21 protein-coding genes are annotated in these 22,130 nt (G+C 72.5%); 8 read left to right on the top strand and 13 right to left on the bottom strand.

The features are described from left to right. Positions 1–57: 57 nt before the first annotated feature. From ACIBJH_RS21465 to ACIBJH_RS21455, 3 genes are read right to left on the bottom strand one after another with little or no spacing between them, the layout of a single operon-like run. Positions 58–717: an MSMEG_1061 family FMN-dependent PPOX-type flavoprotein gene (locus ACIBJH_RS21465; RefSeq protein WP_399118427.1), complete on the bottom strand. Its 660-nt coding sequence runs from the start codon at positions 715–717 to the stop codon at positions 58–60. A gap of 47 nt (positions 718–764) precedes the next feature. Further along, positions 765–1,085, bottom strand: coding sequence for a hypothetical protein (locus ACIBJH_RS21460; RefSeq protein ID WP_399118426.1), 321 nt, complete (start codon positions 1,083–1,085; stop codon positions 765–767). Beyond that, complete coding sequence (locus ACIBJH_RS21455; protein WP_399118425.1) at positions 1,082–1,804, bottom strand: hypothetical protein; 723 nt, start codon at positions 1,802–1,804, stop codon at positions 1,082–1,084. The genes ACIBJH_RS21460 and ACIBJH_RS21455 overlap by 4 nt, the downstream gene beginning before the upstream one ends. 120 nt (positions 1,805–1,924) lie before the next feature. Between ACIBJH_RS21455 and ACIBJH_RS21450 the strand changes: the two genes are divergently transcribed. From ACIBJH_RS21450 to ACIBJH_RS21440, 3 genes are all read left to right on the top strand, one after another. Further along, positions 1,925–2,929, top strand: a complete 1,005-nt coding sequence (locus tag ACIBJH_RS21450; RefSeq protein WP_399118424.1) for a Rieske 2Fe-2S domain-containing protein — start codon at positions 1,925–1,927, stop codon at positions 2,927–2,929. Positions 2,930–3,070: 141 nt separating this feature from the next. Then, positions 3,071–3,850: an SDR family NAD(P)-dependent oxidoreductase gene (locus ACIBJH_RS21445; RefSeq protein ID WP_399118423.1), complete on the top strand. Its 780-nt coding sequence runs from the start codon at positions 3,071–3,073 to the stop codon at positions 3,848–3,850. A gap of 48 nt (positions 3,851–3,898) precedes the next feature. After that, a complete protein-coding gene (locus tag ACIBJH_RS21440) occupies positions 3,899–5,557 on the top strand; it encodes a zinc-binding dehydrogenase (RefSeq protein ID WP_399118422.1) in 1,659 nt (552 codons plus the stop codon). Here ACIBJH_RS21440 and ACIBJH_RS21435 read toward each other — a convergent pair. Further along, positions 5,545–6,084, bottom strand: a complete 540-nt coding sequence (locus tag ACIBJH_RS21435) for a hypothetical protein (protein WP_399118421.1) — start codon at positions 6,082–6,084, stop codon at positions 5,545–5,547. The two genes, ACIBJH_RS21440 and ACIBJH_RS21435, sit on opposite strands and share 13 nt — an antisense overlap. Before the next feature lie 219 nt (positions 6,085–6,303). Between ACIBJH_RS21435 and ACIBJH_RS21430 the strand changes: the two genes are divergently transcribed. Next, positions 6,304–7,155, top strand: coding sequence for an alpha/beta fold hydrolase (locus ACIBJH_RS21430; RefSeq protein WP_399118420.1), 852 nt, complete (start codon positions 6,304–6,306; stop codon positions 7,153–7,155). A gap of 124 nt (positions 7,156–7,279) precedes the next feature. Here the strand turns inward: ACIBJH_RS21430 and ACIBJH_RS21425 are convergent, their stop codons facing one another. Then, the gene (locus ACIBJH_RS21425; protein ID WP_399118419.1) at positions 7,280–7,990 is read right to left on the bottom strand and encodes a hypothetical protein; all 711 of its coding nucleotides are present in this window, start codon (positions 7,988–7,990) and stop codon (positions 7,280–7,282) included. Then, the gene (locus ACIBJH_RS21420; RefSeq protein ID WP_200709746.1) at positions 7,980–8,501 is read right to left on the bottom strand and encodes a SigE family RNA polymerase sigma factor; all 522 of its coding nucleotides are present in this window, start codon (positions 8,499–8,501) and stop codon (positions 7,980–7,982) included. The genes ACIBJH_RS21425 and ACIBJH_RS21420 overlap by 11 nt, the downstream gene beginning before the upstream one ends. Before the next feature lie 135 nt (positions 8,502–8,636). Between ACIBJH_RS21420 and ACIBJH_RS21415 the strand changes: the two genes are divergently transcribed. Both ACIBJH_RS21415 and ACIBJH_RS21410 read left to right on the top strand, forming a co-directional pair. After that, on the top strand, positions 8,637–9,776 hold the full coding sequence (locus tag ACIBJH_RS21415) for a sigma factor-like helix-turn-helix DNA-binding protein (protein WP_399118418.1): 1,140 nt from the start codon (positions 8,637–8,639) through the stop codon (positions 9,774–9,776). Continuing rightward, positions 9,773–11,422, top strand: a complete 1,650-nt coding sequence (locus ACIBJH_RS21410; RefSeq protein WP_399118417.1) for a transglycosylase domain-containing protein — start codon at positions 9,773–9,775, stop codon at positions 11,420–11,422. The genes ACIBJH_RS21415 and ACIBJH_RS21410 overlap by 4 nt, the downstream gene beginning before the upstream one ends. On the opposite strand, the gene ACIBJH_RS21405 is transcribed toward ACIBJH_RS21410, so the two are convergent. From ACIBJH_RS21405 to ACIBJH_RS21390, 4 genes are all read right to left on the bottom strand, one after another. Next, positions 11,423–12,970 (bottom strand): carboxylesterase/lipase family protein, encoded by a 1,548-nt coding sequence (locus ACIBJH_RS21405; protein ID WP_399118415.1) that lies wholly within the window; start codon positions 12,968–12,970, stop codon positions 11,423–11,425. Between the two features lie 41 nt (positions 12,971–13,011). Continuing rightward, the gene (locus ACIBJH_RS21400; protein WP_399118414.1) at positions 13,012–13,575 is read right to left on the bottom strand and encodes a GPP34 family phosphoprotein; all 564 of its coding nucleotides are present in this window, start codon (positions 13,573–13,575) and stop codon (positions 13,012–13,014) included. Positions 13,576–13,785: 210 nt separating this feature from the next. Then, positions 13,786–14,445: a response regulator gene (locus tag ACIBJH_RS21395; protein ID WP_399118413.1), complete on the bottom strand. Its 660-nt coding sequence runs from the start codon at positions 14,443–14,445 to the stop codon at positions 13,786–13,788. Then, on the bottom strand, positions 14,442–15,548 hold the full coding sequence (locus ACIBJH_RS21390) for a sensor histidine kinase (protein ID WP_399118412.1): 1,107 nt from the start codon (positions 15,546–15,548) through the stop codon (positions 14,442–14,444). The genes ACIBJH_RS21395 and ACIBJH_RS21390 overlap by 4 nt, the downstream gene beginning before the upstream one ends. Positions 15,549–15,637: 89 nt before the next feature. On the opposite strand from ACIBJH_RS21390, the gene ACIBJH_RS21385 reads away from it, so the two are divergent. Together ACIBJH_RS21385 and ACIBJH_RS21380 are read left to right on the top strand one after the other, a co-directional pair. After that, positions 15,638–16,840 (top strand): MFS transporter, encoded by a 1,203-nt coding sequence (locus tag ACIBJH_RS21385; RefSeq protein WP_399118411.1) that lies wholly within the window; start codon positions 15,638–15,640, stop codon positions 16,838–16,840. A gap of 139 nt (positions 16,841–16,979) precedes the next feature. Next, a complete protein-coding gene (locus ACIBJH_RS21380; protein ID WP_399118410.1) occupies positions 16,980–19,631 on the top strand; it encodes a glycosyl hydrolase in 2,652 nt (883 codons plus the stop codon). A 40-nt stretch (positions 19,632–19,671) separates the two neighbouring features. On the opposite strand, the gene ACIBJH_RS21375 is transcribed toward ACIBJH_RS21380, so the two are convergent. The 3 genes from ACIBJH_RS21375 to ACIBJH_RS21365 all read right to left on the bottom strand — a co-directional run bounded on the left by ACIBJH_RS21375 (position 19,672) and on the right by ACIBJH_RS21365 (position 21,999). Then, positions 19,672–19,926: an acetyl-CoA synthetase gene (locus tag ACIBJH_RS21375; RefSeq protein WP_399118409.1), complete on the bottom strand. Its 255-nt coding sequence runs from the start codon at positions 19,924–19,926 to the stop codon at positions 19,672–19,674. Between the two features lie 299 nt (positions 19,927–20,225). Continuing rightward, a complete protein-coding gene (locus ACIBJH_RS21370; protein WP_399118408.1) occupies positions 20,226–21,323 on the bottom strand; it encodes a sensor histidine kinase in 1,098 nt (365 codons plus the stop codon). Beyond that, on the bottom strand, positions 21,316–21,999 hold the full coding sequence (locus ACIBJH_RS21365) for a response regulator transcription factor (protein ID WP_399118407.1): 684 nt from the start codon (positions 21,997–21,999) through the stop codon (positions 21,316–21,318). The genes ACIBJH_RS21370 and ACIBJH_RS21365 overlap by 8 nt, the downstream gene beginning before the upstream one ends. Positions 22,000–22,130 lie beyond the last annotated feature (131 nt).

The following is a 22,130-nucleotide window of genomic DNA, read 5'->3' as shown; positions in this document are numbered from 1 at the left end:
GTCCGGTGGTCCGGTGGTCCGGTGATCACGGGTCGGCCGACCCGTCCGGCCGACCCGTCACTCGTACCGGTACTTCAGCGCGTCCGCCTCCCGCTGCTCGATGTCGGCGATCGTCAGTTCCGGCATCCGCAGTTGGGCGAGCGTCACCTCGGCCGAGGCCGGCTGGGCGTCGGCCGACAGCCACTGCTCCGGCTTCCAGGCCCCGCTGCGCAGCAGGGACTTGGGGCAGTGCGGGTAGACCTCCTCGATGCCCACCACCAGCGCGCTGGCGGGCGGCTTGCCCACGGCGGTCAGCCGCGACAGCAGCTCCGGGTGGGTGGAGACGCAGGCCCGGCCGTTCACCCGCAGTGTGGTGGTGCGCCCGGGGATGACGAACAGCAGCCCGGCCCGTCCGGTGGCGATGACGTTCTGCAGGGTGTCCAGACGCTTGTTGCCGGTCGCGTCCGGTATCGCCACCGTCCGTGCGTCCAGGACGGTGACGAACCCGGCGGGGCCGCCGCGCGGCGAGACGTCACACCTGCCCTCGGCGTCCGCGCTGGCGACCATGACCAGCGACGAGCAGCCGATCAACTGTCTTGTCTGCTCGGTGAGTTCGGTCATCTGCTTCCGCACGGCGGCTTCGCCGGGGAGGTCGTAGACCCGGCGCAGCGCGTCCTGGTCGGACACGGCGTCGAGACGGAGCAGGTCGAAGGCACTACCGGCAAGAGGCGTCGTCATACCTCCGACCCTACGACCCCGAGGTGACGACCCGCGGTGCTCGGCGATCAGGCGGAGACCCCCCGACCGCCGTCGCCACCGCCGCCGTCGCCACTGCCGTCATCGACGAGCTGCTGGATCGCGGAGAGGATTCCCTCCACGGCGGCGGGCTCCGCGGCGAGGGCGGTCAGTGCGACGGACGGCCAGCCGTTGTAGCCCTTCGCGGGCAGCGCCTCCAGTTTCTCCGCCAGGCCGGGGAGGGCCGGCAGGGAGGCCGCGAACGCCGCCGCCCGCCCGGGGCCGAGGTGATAGGTGATCGAGCCGAAGGCGAAGGAGAGGTCGTCCTTCGCCGGGTCCTCGCCCAGGACGAACACCGGCTGATTGGTCATGTGCTTCCGCCCCCGCGCCCCGTACCCCACTCGGTCAAGTCGTAGACGCTACGACAGTAGGGGTCGTGGACGTCCTTGCGCAGACGGTCCGACTCCCCCGCCAGAAGGACCGGCAGCGCCACGTGGACCGCCGTCACGCCGGTGACGACCGCGCCGTCCTCGTCGCGGAGCGGGAGGTCGATGCCGAAGGGCGGCGCGCTCTCCGACTCGGGGGTGTCGAGGTACAGGCGGCACGTCTCCTCGTCGAGGAGGAGGAAGCCGCGCAGCCGTAGTTCCGCGGGCTCGTCCGGTTCCGGTGGGACGGTGAAGGCCTTGGCGGCCGCGTGCAGCGCGTCCGTCAGGTGGAAGCGGGGTCGCTCGACGAAGGCGTGGACAGTGGCGGACGCGTCGTGCACCGGAATCCCGAAGGCGTCGCGCGGCGCCCGCTCGGTCTCGGGGCCCGTGAGGCCGGCGAGTGCGCGGCGCAGGGCCGCCGCCAGGTCCCCCGACGGGATGTTCCCGCCGTACCGGTCGGTGAGCGGCAGATCGAAGGCGACCGAGCTGTCGAGCCGTCGGCCGTCCCATACCACGACGCGGCCGACGTCGCTCCGTTCCGGGGGCGTCACCACCCCGCGGACGAGCCGGGCCTCCGGTCCGAGCGTGAACGCCGTTGCCCGGCCGAGCAGTTGGTGTGCCAGCCGCGACTGCAGACCGGAAAGGCCCGCCTCGTCCCACGTCATCGACATCTGTCCCTGCCTCTGCCTCTGCCTCTGCCTCGAATGCTCCGTCATACCTGGCATACCTGGTTCAACGCGTCGAGACGGCCCGACAGCCTGCCCGGCCCTCGCTAGCATCTGGCCATGCCTTTACGTCGGCGCCATGACAAGCTCGCCGCCCTGCCCCGCGATCCACGAGCCGACGACTATCCGATGCCGACCGTCCCGTACGGCTGGTACGCCGTGCTCCGCAGTGACGAACTGCGTCCGGGCGAGGTCGTCAGCCTCCACTACTTCGGACGGGCGCTCATCGCCTTCCGCGGCGCGGACGGTCGAGCCGCCGTACGGGACGCGCACTGTCCGCACTACGGCGCGCACCTCGGCGCGGGCGGCAAGGTCGTGGACGGCGCGGTGGAATGTCCGTTCCACGGGTGGCGGTTCGGGCCGGACGGGCGGTGCGTGGAAGCTCCGTTCGCGCGTCGGACTCCGAAAGTGGCCCTCGGCGGCTTTCCGGTCCGTGAGCACAGTGGGCTCGTCCTGGTCCACCGCGGGCCGGGCGAACCCTTGTGGGAGGTGCCGGAGATCCCGGAGGCCGCGTCCGGGCGGTTCGCCAGGCCGATCGACGACGTCTGCCGCGCGCGCATTCACATCCAGGAGATGCGCGAGAACATCGTCGACGAGTCCCACTTCCACTTCCTGCACGGCCAGAGCGAACCCCTCGTCCAGGACTGGCGGGCCGACGGCCCCTTCGCGGAGGCCCGCGGCCGGATCCGGCGGCGCGTCCTCGGCCGGGACATCGACAACACCTTCGACGCGTTCATGTACGGGCCGGGCGTCATGGTGGTCCGCACCCAGGGGCCCGCCCTGTCGGTGACCGCCGTCGCCCTCACCACTCCCGTCGACGACCGCACCAGCGAGCTGCGGATGCTGTACTACCTCCGCAAACCGGCCAGGTTCCCGTTCCTGACGCCCGTGCTCAAGCTCGTCTTCCGGACGCAGGCCCTGGGCGAGGTGCGCGAGGAGCTCCGGATCTGGGACCACAAGATCCACCGGCCGCACCCGGTCCTGCTCCCCCACGAACAGGGCATCAAGGCGTTGCGCCGCTGGTACGCGCAGTTCTACGGCGGCGGCCCGACGGCGAGTGCCTAGGCCGGAGATCCCGGCCATTCCGCCGACAGGCCAGCGGTTCAGGCGCGGTGGGCGCATGCTCAGGTCGGGACCGTGCTCGACGCCGGCGGGCGACCTCGCCGACCGGCGTGTGGAATGCAGGCAAGGACGGGAGAACTCACGATGGATCTCGGACTGAACGGACAGGTGGCCGTCGTCACCGGTGCCAGCAGGGGGATCGGGCTGGCGGTCGTACGGGCGCTGGTCGCCGAGGGAGTCACGGTCCATGCCGGGGCCCGGCACTCCTCGGCCGGGCTTGAGGAACTGGCCGCGACGGGAAGCGTGCGGATCGTCCCGGTCGACCTGGGCGAGGCGTCGGGACCCGCACGGCTCATCGAGGCCGCGGGCGACCGGATCGACATCCTCGTCAACAACGTGGGAACGGCCCCGGCCCGTACCGGAGGATTCCTCTCGGTCACCGACGAGGAGTGGCTCACCACCCTGAACCTCAACCTGATGGCGGCCGTCCGTACGACCCGCAGCGCCCTGCCGGTGATGCTCGCCCGGGGCCGGGGCTCGATCGTGAGCATCTGCTCGGTCAACGCGGCGCTCCCCGACCCGGCGGTCATCGACTACAGCGCCTCGAAGGCGGCCCTCGCGGGCTTCTCCAAGGCCCTGTCCAAGGAGGTCGGCCCGAAGGGGATCCGGGTCAACACCGTCAGCCCCGGTCCGGTCGAGACCGATCTCTGGCTGGGCGAGGGCGGGGTCGCCGCGACGGTCTCCGAGGCGACCGGCCTGAAACCCCAGGACGTCATCGACAACGCCGCCCGGACGACGGTGACCGGCCGTTTCTCCCGGCCCGCCGAGATCGCCGACGTGGTCCTGCTGCTGGCCGCCGACCGCACGGCGAACGTCACCGGCGCCGACATCACCGTCGACGGAGGCTTCATCCCCACCTGGTGAGCACCCCCGCACCGACCCCACCCGACGAGTGACCGGACCATGACCACCATGCGTGCTGTACGGGCCCACGAGCGGGGCGGGGCCCTCCCACGAGGTCTCCGGAGTGGCGGCCGCATCGGCACCGGCGTCACCGGCCTCGCCGTCGGTGACGAGGTCTACGGCCTGATCCCCTTCACCCGGGACGGAGCCGCCGCCGAGTACGTCACCGTCCCCGCGGACGTCCTCGCCGCCAAGCCCGCCCGGCCGGACCACGACAGCGCGGCGGCCGTACCCCTCGCGGTGCTCACCGCCTGGCAGGGGAGGCCGGTCGGGCACGCTGCACTGGTGTCCGGGCAGCGGGTGCTGGTCCAGGGCGGCGCCGGGGGCGTCGGTTCCTTCGCGGTCCAGATCGCCGCGGCCCTGGGCGCCCGGGTGACCACCACCGCCCTGCCGCAGGACCGCGAGTTCGTCACCCGGCTCGGCGCGGAGCGGGTCGTCGACTACAGCGCCGAACGTTTCGAGGACCAAGTCACCGATGTGGACGTGGTGTTCGACGCGGTCGCGCCAAGGAACACCGGCGCGGCAAGATCGTGCTGCACGTGGGGGACGGGGGCTGACGGCGAGCGGCAGGGACCGACTCGGGCTCTCCGCACACCGCGCTATTGCACACCTGTGACAGCAGACGCACAGCCCCGTCACCCAGTGCGGGAATGCTCCGCAGCGTCACTCACATCACTGGGGGGAACCACGATGTCCGCTCGTCACCGCCGGCGCACCGGCGCCACCGTCGTCACCGCGGGTGCCGCCGCCCTGCTCGCCCTGTGCGGCACGGCCTGCGCCGCGCCGGCCGCCCCGGCCTCCGGCGGAGCCAAGGGCAGCGCCGCGATGGTCGTCGCGGCCGCGTCCACCCACACGCTCACCGTGCCGAGGGGGCTGACCCTCAGCAACGGCACGCGCCACGTGATCGTCAACGGCAGGTCGATCGACTTCGGTACCACGGTCCGTGATCTGGCCTGGAACCCGAACGGCAGCAAGGCCGCCTTCGTCGACGGGCACGGCAACCTCGTCGTCTCCGACCCCGACGGCACCCACCGTGTCACCGTCGCCGCCAACCCGGGCGGGCAGACCTGGTCCCACCCCACCTGGCAGGTGGCCGCCGCCGACCGGACGAACCAGATCCCCGCGAAGAACAACATCGTCTTCTCGGCGAAGATCCACGGTCACACCGTCCTTGAGGGCGTCAAGGCGACCAGCAACCACGGCAGGCCGGCCAGGATCAGCCTCAACGGCTACGCGGGAGACGCCGCCGTCCCGCAGACCGACAACACCTGGCCGAACGTCGGCGGCAAGTACGGCTCGGCCGTCTACGAGAACACCCGTACCGGCGAGGTCTACATCCGCGACGACTACCTGCGGCAGCAGGGCGGCGCGCTGGCCAAGGGTTCCGAGCCCGCGCTCTCCCCCGACAACGAGGAGGTCGTCTTCGTCCGTTCCGTCCACGGCCACGACCACCTCTTCGTCGAGGACCTCGGCGGCTCCACGAACACCGTCAAGGACGTCACCCCGACCGCCACCACCGACTACACCGAGCCCACCTGGTCCCCCAACGGCAAGACGATCGCCTTCCGCGCCCCGACCGGTACGTACACCGTCACCAAGGGCGCCCACGGCTTCGGCAGGCCCGTGAAGGTCTCCACGCACACCGGCCTGCCCGCCTACCGCGGCTGACCGCCGCCCAACCGCCCGCCCGAGCGCGCGAGTTCGGCCCGCAGCTCGGGCAGGTGCTGGTCGGCCGTGTCGTGCGGCAGGTACTCGACCACATCGAGAAAACGGAACAGCACCTGGGTCCTGGTGACGGCGAACTCGTAGTCGCCGAACCCCACCACGGCACCCATGTCCCCACGGACGGCGCCCCGGACGACATGAGCGGTCATGTCGTCCGGGCTCTCCGCACTCAGCCCCCGCCGCGCGTTGGGGCGGGCCAGGTACGGGCAGACCATCGAGGCGTAGAGCATGCACGCGCGGTGCCCCGGAGCCTCCAGCGTCGCCGCCATGTTGCGGTACGGCCGCCCGGCATCGAGCGCCGCGCGGATCGCCGCGCTCTCCGCGGCGCCGACCACCCGCCACACCGGCCCCTTGGGCATCAGGGTGTCGCAGACGGAACACAGCCGCCGCCGCGCGCACTCCGCGCTGCGCCCGTAGTCGGTGAGCGCGAACTGCGGTTCGTCGCCCTCCCACGGAGTGATGGCGGGCACGGGATAGCCACGGCTGTCACGAGGCCTGGCCCCGACGGTGGCCGGCATGGGAACGGAATCGAATCGCACACCTCATGGTCGGCCACCCGACCGCCCACCGCGACGGTCGACCGGACATTCACCGGCCCGGGAACTAGGTCATTGTGCAGATGCCTCCGCGCACCCCCTCCTCCTAGGGTCCAAGACATGCCACACCGACCCAGCCGCCCGAGGAGTCCCATGAGTTCCGATGTTTCCCGCCGTCAGGTGCTGGCCGCCGGAGCGGCGGCGGCCGGGGCGGCCGCGCTGGTCGCCGGTGGCGCGGGAACGGCCGACGCGGCGAGTGCCCCGGCCGGTACGAGCAAGGAGAAGTCCAAGGTGAAGCCCACGATCGTCCTCGTGCACGGCGGTTACGCCGACTCGTCGTGCTGGAACGCCACCATCAGGGAGCTGCAGCACAAGGGCTACACCACGATCTCCGGATCGAACCCGCTGCGCGGCATCCCGACCGACGCCCCCTACATCGCCGGCCTCCTGGACTCCATCAGCGGACCGGTCGTCCTGGTCGCCCACTCCATGGGCGGAACGGTCATCACGAACGCCGCCGCCGGCAGGAGCAACGTCAAGGCCCTCGTCTACGTCGCCGCGTTCGTGCCCGAGGTCGGCGAGACGCAGGGCGAGCTGATCACCAAGTTCCCCGGCAGCGAGGTCGAACCGGTCAGCGTCCCGGTGCCGTACACCAAGGCCGACGGCACCACCGGCATCGACCTGTACCTCGGCAAGGACGGCCAGGCCGCCTTCGCCGCCGACATCCCCACCGCCGACTTCAACGTCCTCCAGGCCACCCAACGGCCCTTCGACGCCGACTCGTTCACCTTCCCCACCACGGCCGCCGCCTGGAAGACCATCCCCGTATGGGGCCTGGTCGCCGGACAGGACAAGGCGATCCCGCCGGCCTGCGAACGCTGGATGTACAGCCGCGCCAACGCCCGCAAGGTCGTCGAAGTGCCCGGCTCCTCGCACGTCGTGATGCTCAGCCACCCCAAGATCGTCGCGGGTCTCATCGAGGACGCCGCCAAGTCGGTCGCCTGACCCTCGCGGAACGAATGAAGAGCGCCCCGGTCCGTCTCCACGGACCGGGGCGCTCCGGCTGTCCGCAGTGTCTTCCCGCCGCGGATCCGGGCCCGATTCATGGGCTATGACGGGGACTTCGCGCTCAATCGCCGGTGACCGAGATGACGGTGCCGATCTTCACGTCCTGGTAGAACCACTTGGCGTCGGTGCCGTCCAGGCCGATCCAGCCGCCGGTGCCGTCGGCGCCTGGTGTGCCGAGGCTCTTCCCTTTGTAGGTGCGGGTGAGGCCGACGTAGACCGGCGTGTTGTCGGCGTCACGCAGTTCGACCGCGAGCGTGACCTCCGTGTACAGGCCCACTCCGTCGGTGGAGTCGGTGACGGTCACCACCTTGGTGTCGTGCTTCCCGTACACGGTCAACGGACCGACGAACGCGGGGCTGTCGGAGGAGTCCGAGGTCAGCGGCATGACCCGGCCCCCGAGGACCAGGGCACGCTTGGTGAGTTCCAGCGTGCCGGCGGCGGGCACCGCGGAGACGGGGGTCGACATCGCGGCGGAAGGTGAAGGCACGGGCGAGTGTGACCGCGCCTGCGACGGGACGGCGGGCGCGGCGGCGCCCGGGAGCCGGCGGCCGTTCTCCTTCCCCGTGAGGTCCAGGGTCAGCGCGCCTCCCACCAGGGCGACGGCCACCGCACCCGCGCCCAGCAGGCCGGCCGTCCGACGGCGCGCCCGGCGCACCGCACGGCCGCGGACCTGGGCGCCGGTGAGGACCGGACGCGCCTCCTGTTCGGCGGCCAACTCACGCAGTGCGACGGTGAGTTCATCGCCTGGCCCGGTGGAGAGTTCATCCGACACGGCCGCTCTCCTTCCGATTCCGGACCGGCACGTCCGCCTCGTCCGGACCGAGCTGCTTCGCCAGCGCCGCCCTTCCCCGGTACAGCCTGGCCTTCACCGTCCCCACGGGCGCACCCGTCTCGGAGGCTATCTGCTCGACGCTCACGTCACACAGATGGTGCAGGACGATCACCATCCGTTGCGCCGTGGGCAGTTGGCGCAGCGCGGCGACAAGTGCCGTGTGATCGGGGCCCGGTCCGGGCGTGGACTCGGGCGGCGGGGTGCGGCGCACCAGCTCCAGCCAGCGTCTGGCCCGGCGCCAGCGGCTGACCGCCAGCCGCATGGCGACGGTGCGTATCCACGCCTCGGGCGCCTCGTCCGCGAGGAAGTCCCCGCGCCGGTCCCAGGCCCGTACGAACGCCTCCTGGACCACGTCCTGCGCCTCCTCGCGATCCCCGGTGAACGCCGCGAGCTGGCCGGTCAGACGGGGGAACGCGGCGGCGTAGAAGGCGTCGAACTCGTCCTCGGTCATGACCTCACCGGCGTCTTGGAATTCCGTGCAACCTGGCCGCCGCACCGTGCGTACAGGAAAGACGACGAACACGCGTCCCAGGATCCACTTCCCCCACAGTCGTATCAGAGACAGCCGTATCGGAGGACCACCGAAGTGCCCGACCCCCACGACGACTTCACGGCGTACGCGCACACGCAGCTGCCCCGGCTGGTCACCACCGCGCATCTGCTCTCGGGCGCGACCGGAGACCCCCGCGAGGCGGCTGAACTGGTGCGGAGAACGCTGGTGGGGCTGCGCGCGCGGTGGCGCCGGATACCCCGGGACGACGTGGACTTCTATGTGCTGCGGTCCCTGGTGAAGGAGTTCCTGCGCGAGGCGCGCCGCCAACAGGCGCTGCCCGACGGTGTGTTGAAGGACACGTCCGCGCGGCAGCGGGCGGTGCTCGTGCTGCTGCACCGGGAGGGGCTGCGGGAGGCGGAGGTCGCCCAGCTGCTCGGCTGGTCGGCCGGTGCGGTGGGCAGCCGGGCGCGGCGGGGGCTGGCGGTGTGCGGGGGTGACGCGGGGCGGCTGCGGGGGCTGTTCGCGGAGGCCGCCCAGGCCGTCGAGGCCTCAGAGACCTCCGGAGCGGCCCAAGTCGGCGCCGGGGACGCCCCGTTCGGCGTCGCGCTCGATGACGTCGAGCGGCGCGGCCGGGCGCTGCGGCGTCGCCGTAGGGCCGTGGGCGCGGTGGTCTGCGTGCTGCTGCTCCTCCCGGCGGGTGTCTTCGCCGCCGGGCGGATCGTGGGCGGCGGCAGCGCGGGCGGGTCGGCCGCCGGGGCGGTCGACGTGGCGCGGAGCCCGATACGGATCGTCGCGCCCGGCGAGCGGGTGGCCGCCGTGCCGGGGGTGCAGGTGTGGCTGACGAGCGACGGCAAGCACTGGTCGACACCGCAACGGCCCAACCAGTTCCTCGGGTTGGCCGACGACGGCTACGCGAGCGCATCGAAAGTGGGGACCGCGAGCGAGAAGCCGGCCGCCTCCGTGCAGCCCGACCGGCTGAACAGCTCGTACTTCCTGTCCGGCCTGTACCGCGGCCTGTCCGCCGACCCGGCGCGCGTCGAGGTCACCGTCGACGAGAACAGGATGACCGGCACCGTCCTCACGCTGGCGGGCAGCCCGGGCTGGGGCGTCTGGTACACGCGTGCGTCGCTGTCCCTGGCGGAGCTGAAGTCGAGCTACGGCGACGGCGGTCCGACCGTCACGGTGTACGACGCGGCCGGCAAGGTCGTCGCGCGGGGCGGGGCCGACTGGTGAGCCGCACCGCCAGGTCCGCCAAGCCGCGCATCCCGCTCCGCCTGCGGCTGCGCCGCAACCGGGGCCGCCTGCTGCGGCGGCTGGTCATCGCCTTCCTCCTGCTGGTCGTGGCGCTGTGCACGGCCGCGGTCGTCGCGTACCGGCTGACGGGGATCCCGGATCCGCACCCCGAGACCGTCACCCAGAGCACGGTCTTCGTCGACGACAAGGGCTCCTATCTGGGCCGGCGCGGTCCCGTCGACCGCCAGGAGGTGCCGCTGTCGCAGGTCCCGAGGTATGTCCAGGACGCCGTGATCGCGGCCGAGAACCGCACCTTCCGCACGGACGACGGGGTGTCGCCGCGCGCCCTCGCCCGCGCGGTGCTGGCCTCGCTGACCGGCGGCGAACGGCAGGGCGGCTCCACCATCACCCAGCAGTACGTCAAGAACGCGCTGCTGAGCCCGGAGCAGTCGCTGTCCCGCAAGGCCCGCGAGGCACTGATCGCGATCAAGCTCGACCGCACCCGCACCAAGGACGAGATCCTGGCGGGCTATCTCAACACCGTGTATTTCGGCCGGGGTTCGGCCGGTATCGAGGCCGCCGCGCGCAACTACTTCGGCGTGGACACCCGCGAACTGACCGTCTCCCAGGGCGCCGCGCTGGCGGGGATCGTCAACATCCCCTCGTACTACGAGAAGGCGGGCTCCGATCCCAAGGTGACCGCGACGCTCAGGGCCCGCTGGGAGTGGGTGCTCGACGCGATGGCGGCGAGCGGGAGCATCACGGCGAAGCAGCGCGCCGAGGCCGCGTTCCCCGCGTTCCGTTTCTATCCGCCGGGGGCGACCGAGGGGCAGCGGCAGTACATGATCGACGTGGCGGCGCAGGAGGCCGCCGATCAACTGGGCATCACCGAGGACCAGTTGGCACGCGGCGGCTACACCGTGCACACCACCTTCGACCTGGCGCTCCAGGACGCCACCACCGAGGCGGTCAAGGACATCAAGAGCGGCAAGGGCATCACGCTGCACACCGCCGTCGTGGCGATCGTGCCCGGCGACGGGGCGGTGCGGCTGCTGTACGGCGGCTCGGACTACGCCCGGCAGCCGTTCAACGACGCGGTGGGCGGCGCGGTGGAGGCCGGGACGGCCCTGGACCCCTTCGCCAAGGCCCCGCTCGGCGCCCCGCTGACCGCGCTGCCGAAGACCGCGGCACCCACCCCGCTCAAGCTCGCCTCGGCCTACGCGACCGTGGCGGCCGACGGGGTGTACGCGGCCCCGTACACGGTCACGAAGATCACCCGGGACGGCCGGCCGGTGTACACCGCGCACCCCGACACCCGGCGCGCGCTGGACGAGAAGGACGCGTACATGGTGAACGCGATGATGTCCAAGATGTACGTCGGCGCGCTCCCCGCGGTCCCCACGGCCCAGCGCGCCCCGGAGACCGCTTTCACGGCCGGTGCGGGCGGCGGCATCACCCGCCGCACCGTGTGGTCCACCCGCCTCGACCCCCAACTGGCCCTCACCACCGCCCTGTTCGCCGACCGCCCCGGCAAGAGGAAGAACACGACCGCACCGGCCCAACTCCCGAACGACCCGCCGCCGACCCAGTCCGCGGAGCAGACCACGGCACAGATCTGGCGGCTGGCCACTACGGGGACGGGATAGTCACCCGTGCGCGCCCCAGAACGCGCAGTGATGGCGGAGTTCCGCGGTACGGGTCGGAGCAATGCGATCCGGTGCCAGGGAAAGCACCGTGTTCCGGGGCCAGTTGGGGGACGCGGGGCCGTTCGGGTCGGCCGTGGCGGCGAAGTGCGTCCAGTAGTCGAGCATGGTGTCGGCCAGCCGGTGTTGTGCGGCGGTGAGGGCGCGGGGGCGGCCTCCCAGGTCGAACAGGTAGGGGAGTTCGCTCGCGTGCGGTGCGCCGAGCGGGAACGGTGGGGTGCCGGAGGTGAGCGGCGGGGCGTGCTCGTCGGCGAACTCGTAGCGCCAGGTGGGTACTTGGGCGGTGCGCAGGGCCGTGTCGGTGCGTGCCGTCGGGCAGGCGAAGTTCGCGTCGCCGATGACGGCGCCGAACACCGGGCCGCCGTCGGAGCGGTGCACCGGGTACTCGTGGACGATCGCCTTCGCCTGCCCCGGGGAGGGGAAGAAGGCGGACACGACGTCGGGCCAGGTGGCGGGGGTGACGGGGTTGCCGGCCTGGATGATGCCGGCGGCCCAGCCGTTGCCCTCGTCGTGGTTGTTCCCGATGAGGACGGGGACGTGGTGGAAGCGGCCGGCCGCGATCGCCGCACCGGGGTCGGCGGGCAGCAACGGGGTGTCGTGGGCGGGCTGCTGATCGGTGGCCTGGGCCGCGAGCAGGCGCGGGACGGACACCCGCCGCAGACAGGCCGTCGTATCGCGCGCGTCGCCGCAGCCGACCTTCGCCGCGAGGTCCGCGCCCGTGGCGCGTGCCGTGGACAGGGGGACGGAGGACGGCGCGAACGGGCGGTCGGGGCTGCCCGCGCACGGGCCGCTCTCGATGATCGCCCGGTCGAAGAGGCCCGCGGCGGCGGGTGAGGCGAGCTGGGCGCAGACGCTGTAGCCGCCCGCCGACTCACCGGCCAGGGTCACGTTCCGCGCGTCGCCGCCGAACGCCCCGATCTCGGCGCGCACCCAGCGCAACGCGGCCTGCTGGTCGGCCAGTCCGAAGGTGCCGGAGCCGGGCAGCCCCGCGTGGGCGAGGAAACCCAGGGCGCCGAGGCGGTAGTCGACGGTGACGACCACGACATCGCCCCGGGTCGCCATGCGGTGGGCGTCGTAGGAACTGCCCGCTCCGGTGGTGAGGCCGCCGCCGTGCAGCCAGACGATCACCGGTCGAGGGCGGGCCGGTCCAGCGCCGTCCGGCGTCGTGACGTTCAGGTGGAGACAGTCCTCGTCCGTACTGCCCCCGGGCACCTCACCGGCCGGCTGCGGGCAGGCGCTCGCGGGCCGGGTCGCGTCGCGCACTCCGGACCAGGGGGCGGCCGGGCGGGGCGGCGCCCAGCGCAGGCGGCCGACCGGGGGCGCCGCGTAGGGGATGCCCTCGAAGGTGCGGTAGCCGTCTTGGGCGGCGCCCCGCACCACGCCGTCGTGGACGCGTACCTCGGTGGCGGGCCGGGGCGCGGACCAGGCGGTCGTCGCGAGTACGGCGGTCAGGGCGCAGCCCAGGGCGGTCAGGACGCGGTGTGCGCGCATGGTCGTCTTCTCCCCGTCGGTCGTTCGTCGGTTGTCGGCTGTCAGCCGCCGCCCATGCCGCCCTGCCCGGCGATCATGGTCGTCGGCAGCGTGCGTACGGCTTTGTCCAGGCCCGGCGCGAGGGCGGCGAGCGAGTCCGTGCAGGCGTCGATCCGCGCCCGGTACGTCTTCCGGTCCCGGCGTGACACGACCGGGCGGATGCCGCCCGCGGCGGCGAGCGCGAGCAGCGCGGCGTCGGCCACGGGCAGCTCGGTCACCGGGACGTCCCCGTGCAGCGCCTCGGACACCCGGACGCGGACCGCGGCCGGCGTCGCGCGGTCCGTGACGGTCGCCCGCCTGCGGCCGAACGGGGTGCGGGGCGCCCGCACGGTGAGCACGCCCGCCGCGACGAGCCGGTCCTCCACCTCGGTCAGAGTGCGCCTACGGTGACGGCGCACGAGCCGCTTCCAGTCGCGCCCACCGTCCTCCCCCGGCCGGCCGCGCGCCGCGAGGTCGACCAGAGTGGCGGCCCGCACCAGCAGCCGGGTGCGGGCACGGTCGTAGGGGCCCTCGGCCGAGTCGTCGTAGGCGAGCAGATACATGAGGCAGGGCAGGTCGTCGTCCACCCTTCGATGCTAGGGCCGCGCACCCCGCCCCCGGATCGGCCACGGGAACGGACCGGCACTGGGAGCGCGGGAGGAGCGCGGCCCGGCGTCCTCCCTGAGGAGGAGGCGACGATGGTCAGGGACGACGCGGCCGGACGAGGCCAAGCCGAAGGCGACCGACGGTCAAGGACAGCGCGGCCCGCGCAAGGCCAGGCCGAAGCCGACCGACAGTCAAGGGCGGCGGGGCTCGACCAGGCCGTGGTCGTAGGCGGCGACGACGGCGTGGACGCGGTCGCGCAGGCCCAGTTTGCGCAGGACCGCGGTGACGTGGTTCTTGACGGTGGCCTCCGACAGCCGCAGCCGCTCGGCGATCTCCGCGTTCGACAGGGCCTGCCCGATGAGGGTGAGCACCTCCCGCTCGCGGCCGGAGAGGTCCCGCAGAGAGGGTGGCGGTGCCTGGTCGGGGGCGGTGCTCAGGAACCGGTCGAGGACCCGGCCCAGCACGGCCGGCGCGAGCAGCGCGTCGCCGCGCGCGGTGACCCGGATCGCTTCGACGAGTTCGCCGGGGCGCATGTCCTTCAGCAGGAACCCGCTCGCCCCGGCCCGCAGCGCGGCGACCACCTGCGCGTCCACGTCCCAGGTGGTCAGCACCAGCACCCGGGCGCGGCCGCCGTCCGCGACGATCCGCCGGGTGGCCTCGATGCCGTCCAGCACGGGCATCCGTACGTCCATCAGCACCACGTCGGGCGCCAGTTCCCGGGTCAGCCGCACCGCCTCCCGGCCGTCGGACGCCTCGCCGACCACCTCCAGGTCGTCCCGGGCGTCGATGATCATCCGGAATCCGGTGCGGACCAGGGCCTGGTCGTCGGCCACCACCACCCGCAGGGTCATGACCCGCCCTCCACCGGCAGCCGCGCCGCCACCTCGAACCCTCCGTCGCCCGGACCGGCACGCAGGCTGCCGCCCACGAGCCGTACCCGCTCCCGCATCCCCACGAGCCCGCGCCCCGCGCCCGCCGAGGCCGAGCTTCCCTGTCCGGTACGGCCGTTGTCGACCACCGTGACCTCCACGCACTCGCCGTCGCCCGTCACCCGCACGCTCACCTCGTCGGCGTCGACCGCGTGGCGCAGCGTGTTGGTGAGGGCCTCCTGGACGATCCGGTACGCCGCCAGGTCCACGGTGGCCGGCAGACCGTCGAGGACGCCCTCACGGTGCACGCGCACGGTCATGCCGGTCGCGCGCACGGTGTCGGCGAGTTCGTCGAGCCGCGCGAGCGTGGGCCCGGGCTTCCGCTGCTCACCGGCCGCGTCGTCGCCCACCTCCTCCGGCCCGAACGCCCGTAGCAGCAGCCGCAGTTCACCGAGCGCCGAGCGCGCGCCGGTCTCGATGGCCCGCAGCGCCTGCCGGGCCTGGTCGGGCCGCTGGTCGAACACATCGTCGGCGGCGCCCGCCTGAACGACCATCACGGACAAGGTGTGCGCGACCAGGTCGTGCACCTCGCGCGCGATCCGCGCCCGTTCCTCGACCACGGCCCGGCGCAGCTCCGCCTCCGTCCGGGCCCGCTGCGCCCGCCGCCACTGCCCGGCGGTCCACGCGAGGACCACTGCCAGCAGATAGAGCGTCACTCCCGTGGGGCCGCCGCCCGCCCCGAAGGCCAGCGGCGCCGGCAGGCACATCGCGGCGAGCCCCCACAGCGAGGTCCGGCGCGGCGCGGTGGCCGACAGGACGCACAGCGTTACCTGCGCCGCGAACAGCGCCCCCGTCAGGGACACCTCGGGCAGTAGCGCCCACACCGCGAGCCCGGCCGCCGCGTTCACGGCCAGTACGGCGACGGGGGCGCGCACCTGCCACCTCAGGGCGAGGACCTGCGCGAGAACGAGGGCCAGGGCCACGGCCAGGCGCGGGCCGTCCCCGGCGCCCGCGACCAGCACCGAGGTACCGGGCACGGCGAGCACCAGCCCGGCCGACCCCCACCACAACGCCCGCAGCTCCACGCCCCGAGCCTATCCGGCGACCGGTCCGCTCCCCGGGCCCCAAGACCCGCGGCGCTCGACCATTTACCGTGGACGTGGATACTGCACGGGTGACCGACCCGGCCACCGAGGCCCCCTCGAACCCCAAGCACCCCGCGTGGCTGACCCGCAACGTGAAGGTGCTGTGCGGGGTGTCCTTCCTCCAGGACGCGGCCAGCGAACTCCTCTACCCGATCCTGCCGATCTTCCTGACCGTGGTGCTGGGCGCCCCGCCCGCCGTCGTCGGGGCGATCGAAGGGGCGGCCGAGGGAGCCGCCTCGCTCACCAAGGTGGCCGCCGGACGGCTGGCGGACCGATTCGCGCGCCGTCCGCTGATCGGCGCGGGGTACGGCCTGGCCGCGGTCGGCAAGCTGCTCATCGCGCTGGCGACCGCGTGGCCGCTGGTCCTCGTCGCCAGGGTCACCGACCGGCTCGGCAAGGGCATGCGCGGGGCGCCGCGTGACGCGCTACTCGTCGAGGGTGTCCCGGCCGGACAGCGCGGCAGGGTGTTCGGACTGCACCGGGCCGCCGACACCGCGGGCGCGGTGGTCGGCCCGCTCGTCGGGCTGGTCCTGTACGAGGCGCTGGACCACCGGCTGCGCCCGCTGTTCTGGATCGCCGTGATCCCGGCGGTCGCCTCGGTCGCGCTGGTCGCCGCCGTCCGCGACCCCCGCACCGCACACGCGGGCGGTTCCCGTACGCGCACCGCCCGTGCCCCCTGGCGGTCCCTGCCGCGCCCGTACTGGCGGGTCCTGGCCGTGCTGCTCGTCTTCAACCTCGTCAACTTCCCCGACGCGCTGCTGCTGTTGCGCGCCCACGACCTGGGCCTGTCGACGGCCGGGGTGGTCGGCGCGTACGCGGTCTACAACCTCGTCTACGCCGCCCTCTCCTACCCCGCCGGAGCCCTGTCCGACCGGCTCCCCCGCCCGCGGGTCTTCGCCGCCGGCCTGTTCTTCTTCGCGGTCGGCTATCTCGGCCTCGGCCTGATCCACAGCCCCTGGGCCGTGTTCGTCGTCCTCCCGCTCTACGGCGGTTTCGCGGCCTGCACCGACGGCGTCGGCAAGGCCTGGATCTCCACGCTCGTCCCCGACCACCAGCAGGGCAGCGCGCAGGGCCTCTACCAGGGGGCGACCGGCGCCGCCGTGCTGCTCGCGGGCGTGTGGGCCGGGCTCGCCTGGGGCGCGGACGGCCAACTCCCGCTGCTGGTCTCCGGGGCCGTCGCGCTGGCCCTCGCGGGTGTGCTGCCGTCCGTGGCCCGCGCGCGGACCGCGTGAAGGTGTGACGAACAGGTCGCCTTCCAGCCATCGCTAGTGACAGGTTCTGGTCAAGAGCGGCCCAAATGCCGGACTCCTCCGCCCCCCGGTGGTCGGGTCGTCCCCGACGGCTGTATCCGCGCCCGCTCGGGAGGACCTGATGTCACAACCGACCCGCAAGAGACGTTGGTTCACGATCTGCGCCATCACCGCATCCGCCGCCCTCGTGGCGATACCCGCCGGCGCCGCGCCCGGCTCGGGCGGCACCCCCTTCGGAGTCCGCGCACTGACCCAACTGGCCGCCGAACGCGGGCAGTCGACGGACACCGTCAGCCCGAAGGCGAAAGCCGACGACGACGGCGGTGACGACGGCAACGAGGCCGACGAGATAGCCGAGGGCGCCGACCAGTACGCCGAGGCCCGCACCTCGCCCGGCATCGTCGCACCGGGCGCGTACGGCGCCGCCTGGACGAGTCTGACCAACCTGCCCAGCACAGGCGGCAGTTGGCGCAACATCACAAACTTGCCGTACAACTCCGACGACTCGCGCTACCGCGACTACGACTCCAACTCCAGTGGCGGCTCGGGCAATGTGACCGGCCGGATGGCCGCGATGGCCGCCGACGACGACGGCTACGTGTACGCGGGCAGCGCGGGCGGCGGAGTGTGGCGGTCCCGGTCCGGGGGCGGGCACTGGCAGCCCATCAGCGACAAGCTGCCGGCCCAGTCCACCGGCGCGCTCGCGCTGGACGGCGCCGGGCGGCTGTGGCTGGGCACCGGCGAGGCGACGACCAACGCGGACGCCTACCTCGGCAGCGGTGTCTACGTCCTGTCGAACCCCCGCCACGGCACGTTCTCCACGCGCAGCCGGGTCGGCGGCGACGAGCTGGAATCCACCACCATCCACGAACTGCGCTTCGGCGGTGGCAAGGTGTGGGCCGCGACCAGCGAGGGCGTGTGGAGCCACTCCACGAAGACGCTGAAGGGCGCCTGGAAGCTGGAGTTCGCGCCCAACCCGGCCTATCTGCCCGGCGGTTCACTCGCGAGCGACCCCTCGGCCGCGTACAAGAACATCGCCAACGACATCGCGATCGACCCGAAGAACCCCGCCAAGGTGGTCCTCGCGGTCGGCTGGCGCAGCGGTGACGACTACAACGGCTTCTACGCCAAGGACGCCGGCGGCACCTGGACCCGGATCAGCACCGGCTTCGGCGACCTGCCGACCGACGCGGACAACGTCGGCAACGTCACCTTCGCCCGCTCCGCGGACGGCTCGCGCTACTACGCCATCGACCAGTCCCCGGAGCAGCTGAACACCAACCCGGACAGCGGCCTTGAGGGCATCTACGTCTCCAAGTCCGGCTCCCCGACCGGCCCTTGGACGAAGATCGCCGACTACAAGGGCCTGGCCGCCGACGGTTCGGCACTCACCTCCAGCGGCTACATGCCGGGCGTGCAGGCCTGGTACAACCAGTTCCTGACCGTCGACCCGGCCAACGCGGAGCACGTCTACGCGGGCCTGGAGGAGGTCTACGAGACGAAGGACGGCGGCACCAACTGGTCGACGGTCGGCCCCTATTGGAACTTCGGCTTCCCCTGCTGGAGCATCGACCCCACCAAGCAGACCGGCGACTGCAACCCGACCACCCACTCCGACCAGCACGGCGTCGCGATCGGCAGCTACCACGGCAAGAGCTTCGTCTACGTCGGCAACGACGGCGGTGTCTACAAGCGCCCGCTGAACGGCTCCCAGGACGCCTCCGGTCACGCCACCGACTGGACCTCGCTCAACGACGGCACCATCGACACCCTCCAGTACTACTCGGTGGGCGTCGGCAAGGACCTGACCTACGGCGGCGTCTCCGTCACCGGCGGCCTCCAGGACAACGGCCAGTCGATCCTGCGCGGCAACGACACCGTGATGGGCTCCAACTTCGGCGGTGACGGCGGCGACACCCTCACCGACCCGGCCAACGGCTGCAACATGGCCGAGGAGTACGTCTACCTGGCGATCCAGGTGACCCAGAACTGCGCGGTGAACGACGGGAGTTGGGTCACCGACCCGAGCAAGATCACGTCGTACAACGTGGCCCCCGCCGACAACGCCACCGGTGAGGCCCGCTTCATCGCCCCGATCACGGCCGACATGAAGAACAGCTCGACCTGGATCGCGGGCGGCCGGCACATCTGGGTCCAGACGAACGGCTACGCCATCCGCAGCGGTTCGGAGTGGAAGAGCGTCTACGACCTCGGCGCCGGCCGCACCGCGACCGCCGTCGCGGCCTCGGGCGGCAAGGTGTACGCGGCCTGGTGCGGGCCCTGCAACAACCAGGGCTTCGCGCGCGGCATCTCCGTCGGCAACGCGGACGGCACCGGCTGGCACGACGTGAGCCTCCCGGTGGACGCGACCGTACCCAACCGCTACCTCAGCGGCTTCGCCGTCGACCCGAAGAACGCCGACCACGTCTACCTCGCCGTCAACGGCTTCTCCCGGCACTGGACCGAGGGCCCCGGCGCCGGTGTCGGCCACGTCTTCGAGTCCACCGACGGCGGCACGACCTGGAAGGACATCTCGAAGAACCTCCCCGACGTGCCGACGAACTCCGCGGTCGTCACCTCCAACGGCGGCCTCGCCGTCGCCACCGACCTCGGCGTCGTCTACCGCGCGCCGGGCCGTACGACCTGGCAGCGCGTCGGGAACCTCCCGGCCGTCGCCGTACTCCAGTTGAAGCTCAGCCCCGACGGCCGGACGCTGTACGCGGCCACGCACGGCCGAGGCATCTACACCATCGGCGCGCACGACCTCCGCTGACCCGGAGACGACCGACAGGGGTGACCCCGGACCACCGGGGTCACCCCTGCGTCGTGTACGGCACCACACTCACGTGCAGCGTGAAGACGGTCCGTGCCGCGCCCGCCACATCCGGCGCCTTCGCCGACGCCGTGACCTCGGCCGCACCGGCCCGGGTCCCCGCGCACCGCAGCGAGGCACGGGCCGTACCGTCCGCGTCCACCCGCCAGCCGGACACGAGGACGAACACCGGCGCGGAACTCCCCACTGCCGTCCACCGCTTGTCGTCCAGGCGCGGCTTCAGCACGAGCGACACGACGGTCCCGGGCCGCACGCAGAGCCGCCGTGCGACCGCGTCACCGGGACCTACGACGACTTCCGCGTGCCCGGCGGCACAGCTTCCGGACGCCGACGCCGATGGGCTTCCCCCCGTGGGACCCGTGCCGGTCTCCGACGCCCCTCCCACCTGCCCGCTACTCGTCGACGCGTGACATCCCGCCAGGACGACCGCCACCGCGACCGTCCAGACTCCGGTCCACCACCGCATCCCGGCACCTCCCGTCCCGCGCGTTCAGGACCACCAGCATGCCCCCGCGCGGGCGGCTCAGAGGGTGGTCAGTACGGCGTCCAGGGCGCGGGGAGTTCCACGGTGATCCGGAGTCCGCCGGTGGGACGGGGCGTGAGGGTGAGGGTGCCGTCGTGTGCGTCGGCGATGGTCTTGACGATGGCCAGGCCCAGGCCGACGCCCGCCTGGTCGGTGTGGACGCGCTCGGTGCCGCGCTGGAACGGTTCGGTGAGGGTCGGGACCAGCTGCGGGGTGAGTCTCTCGCCGGTGTTCTCGACGGTGAGCGCCACCGTCCTCGGGCGGACCTCGGTGGTCACCCGCACGGTGCCCTCCGCGGGCAGGTTGTGGACGATCGCGTTGTGCACGAGGTTCGTGGTCAGTTGCAGGAGCAGCGCCGACGATCCGGTGGTAAGGGTGATGTCGCCGCCGGTCTCGACGGTGACGCCGTGCTTCTCCGCGAGCGGGAGCAGCGTCTCGGTGGCCTCCTCCGCCAGGAGGGACAGGTCGACGTGTTCCGGGGTGAAGGACCGCTGGTCGGCGCGGCTGAGCAGCAGCAGCGCCTCGATGAGGTCGATCGCCCGGGTGTTGACCGTGCTGAGGCGGTCGATGACCTCACCGGTGTCGCAGTTCGGGTCGGTGCGGGCCACGTCGAGGAGCGTCTTCGAGACGGCCAGCGGGGTGCGCAGCTCGTGCGAGGCGTTGGCCGCGAACCTCCGCTGACCGGCGACATGCGCTTCGAGCCGCGCGAGCATCGTGTCGAAGGAGTCGGCGAGTTCGCGGAACTCGTCGTTGCTGCCCGGCAGTTGGATCCGGTGCGAGAGCGATCCGGTCGCGGCCAGCCGGGTGGCGCCGGTGATACGGGTCAGCGGGGCGAGCATCCGGCCGGCCAGGAACCAGCCCCCGGCGAGCCCGAACACCAGCAGGCACGCCAGCGAGACGGCCGCGATCGGGGCGAAGGCACGTACGACGGCGCCCTGGTAGCCGGGCATGAGGATCAGCCCGATGTGCGGCACCCGGCTGAGGAACACCCACACGGCGGAGAGCAGGAGCACACCGGCGACCATGAGGAAGCCGGCGTAGCTGAGGGTGAGTTTGACGCGGACGCTGAGACCGGGGGGCCTGTCCGTCGGACCGGGGGGCCTATCCATGGGGGCCTCCGTCGGTCGCGGTGTCGATGCGGTAGCCGACGCCCGGCACCGTGGCGATCAGCCAGGGTTCGCCGAGCCGTTTGCGCAGGGCCGAGACGGTGATGCGGACGGCGTTGGTGAAGGGGTTGGCGTTCTCGTCCCAGGCCCGTTCCAGCAGGTCCTCGGCGCTGACGACTCCGCCCTCGGCGGCGACGAGGACCTCCAGCACGGCGAACTGCTTGCGGGTGAGCGCGACATGGCGTCCCTCGCGGAACACCTCCCGGCGGAAGGGGTCCAGGCGCAGCCCCGCGATCTCCCGCACGGGCGGCCTGTTGTGGCCGCGCCTGCGGTCGAGGGCTCTGAGCCTGAGCACGAGTTCGCGGAGTTCGAAGGGTTTCGTGAGGTAGTCGTCGGCGCCGAGTCCGAAGCCGGACGCCTTGTCGTCGATGCGGTCGGCGGCGGTGAGCATGAGGATCGGGACGCCGCTGCCGGAGGCGACGATACGGCGGGCGATCTCGTCGCCGGAGGGGCCGGGGATGTCACGGTCGAGGACGGCGATGTCGTAGGCGTTGATGTCCAGCAGTTCCAGGGCGGTGTTCCCGTCGCCCGCGATGTCGGCCGCGATCGCCTCCAGGCGCAGGCCGTCGCGGACGGCCTCGGCCAGGTAGGGCTCGTCCTCGACAATCAGCACACGCATGCCGTCGAGGCTACGAGCCCGCGCGTATCGGTGACGTATCGAAAAGTCCATACGCGGCGGCAACACGGGGTCGCCTTGAGTGGCGGTATGAGCGCAGAGGTACGTGTCGAGGGAGACCTCGGTCGAGAGGC

The sequence above is a fragment of the Streptomyces sp. NPDC050548 genome (assembly GCF_044457385.1).
Lineage (GTDB): Bacteria > Actinomycetota > Actinomycetes > Streptomycetales > Streptomycetaceae > Streptomyces.
The sequence above is the reverse complement of the archived record's forward strand: the minus strand, read 5'-3'. Positions and strand labels throughout refer to the sequence as shown.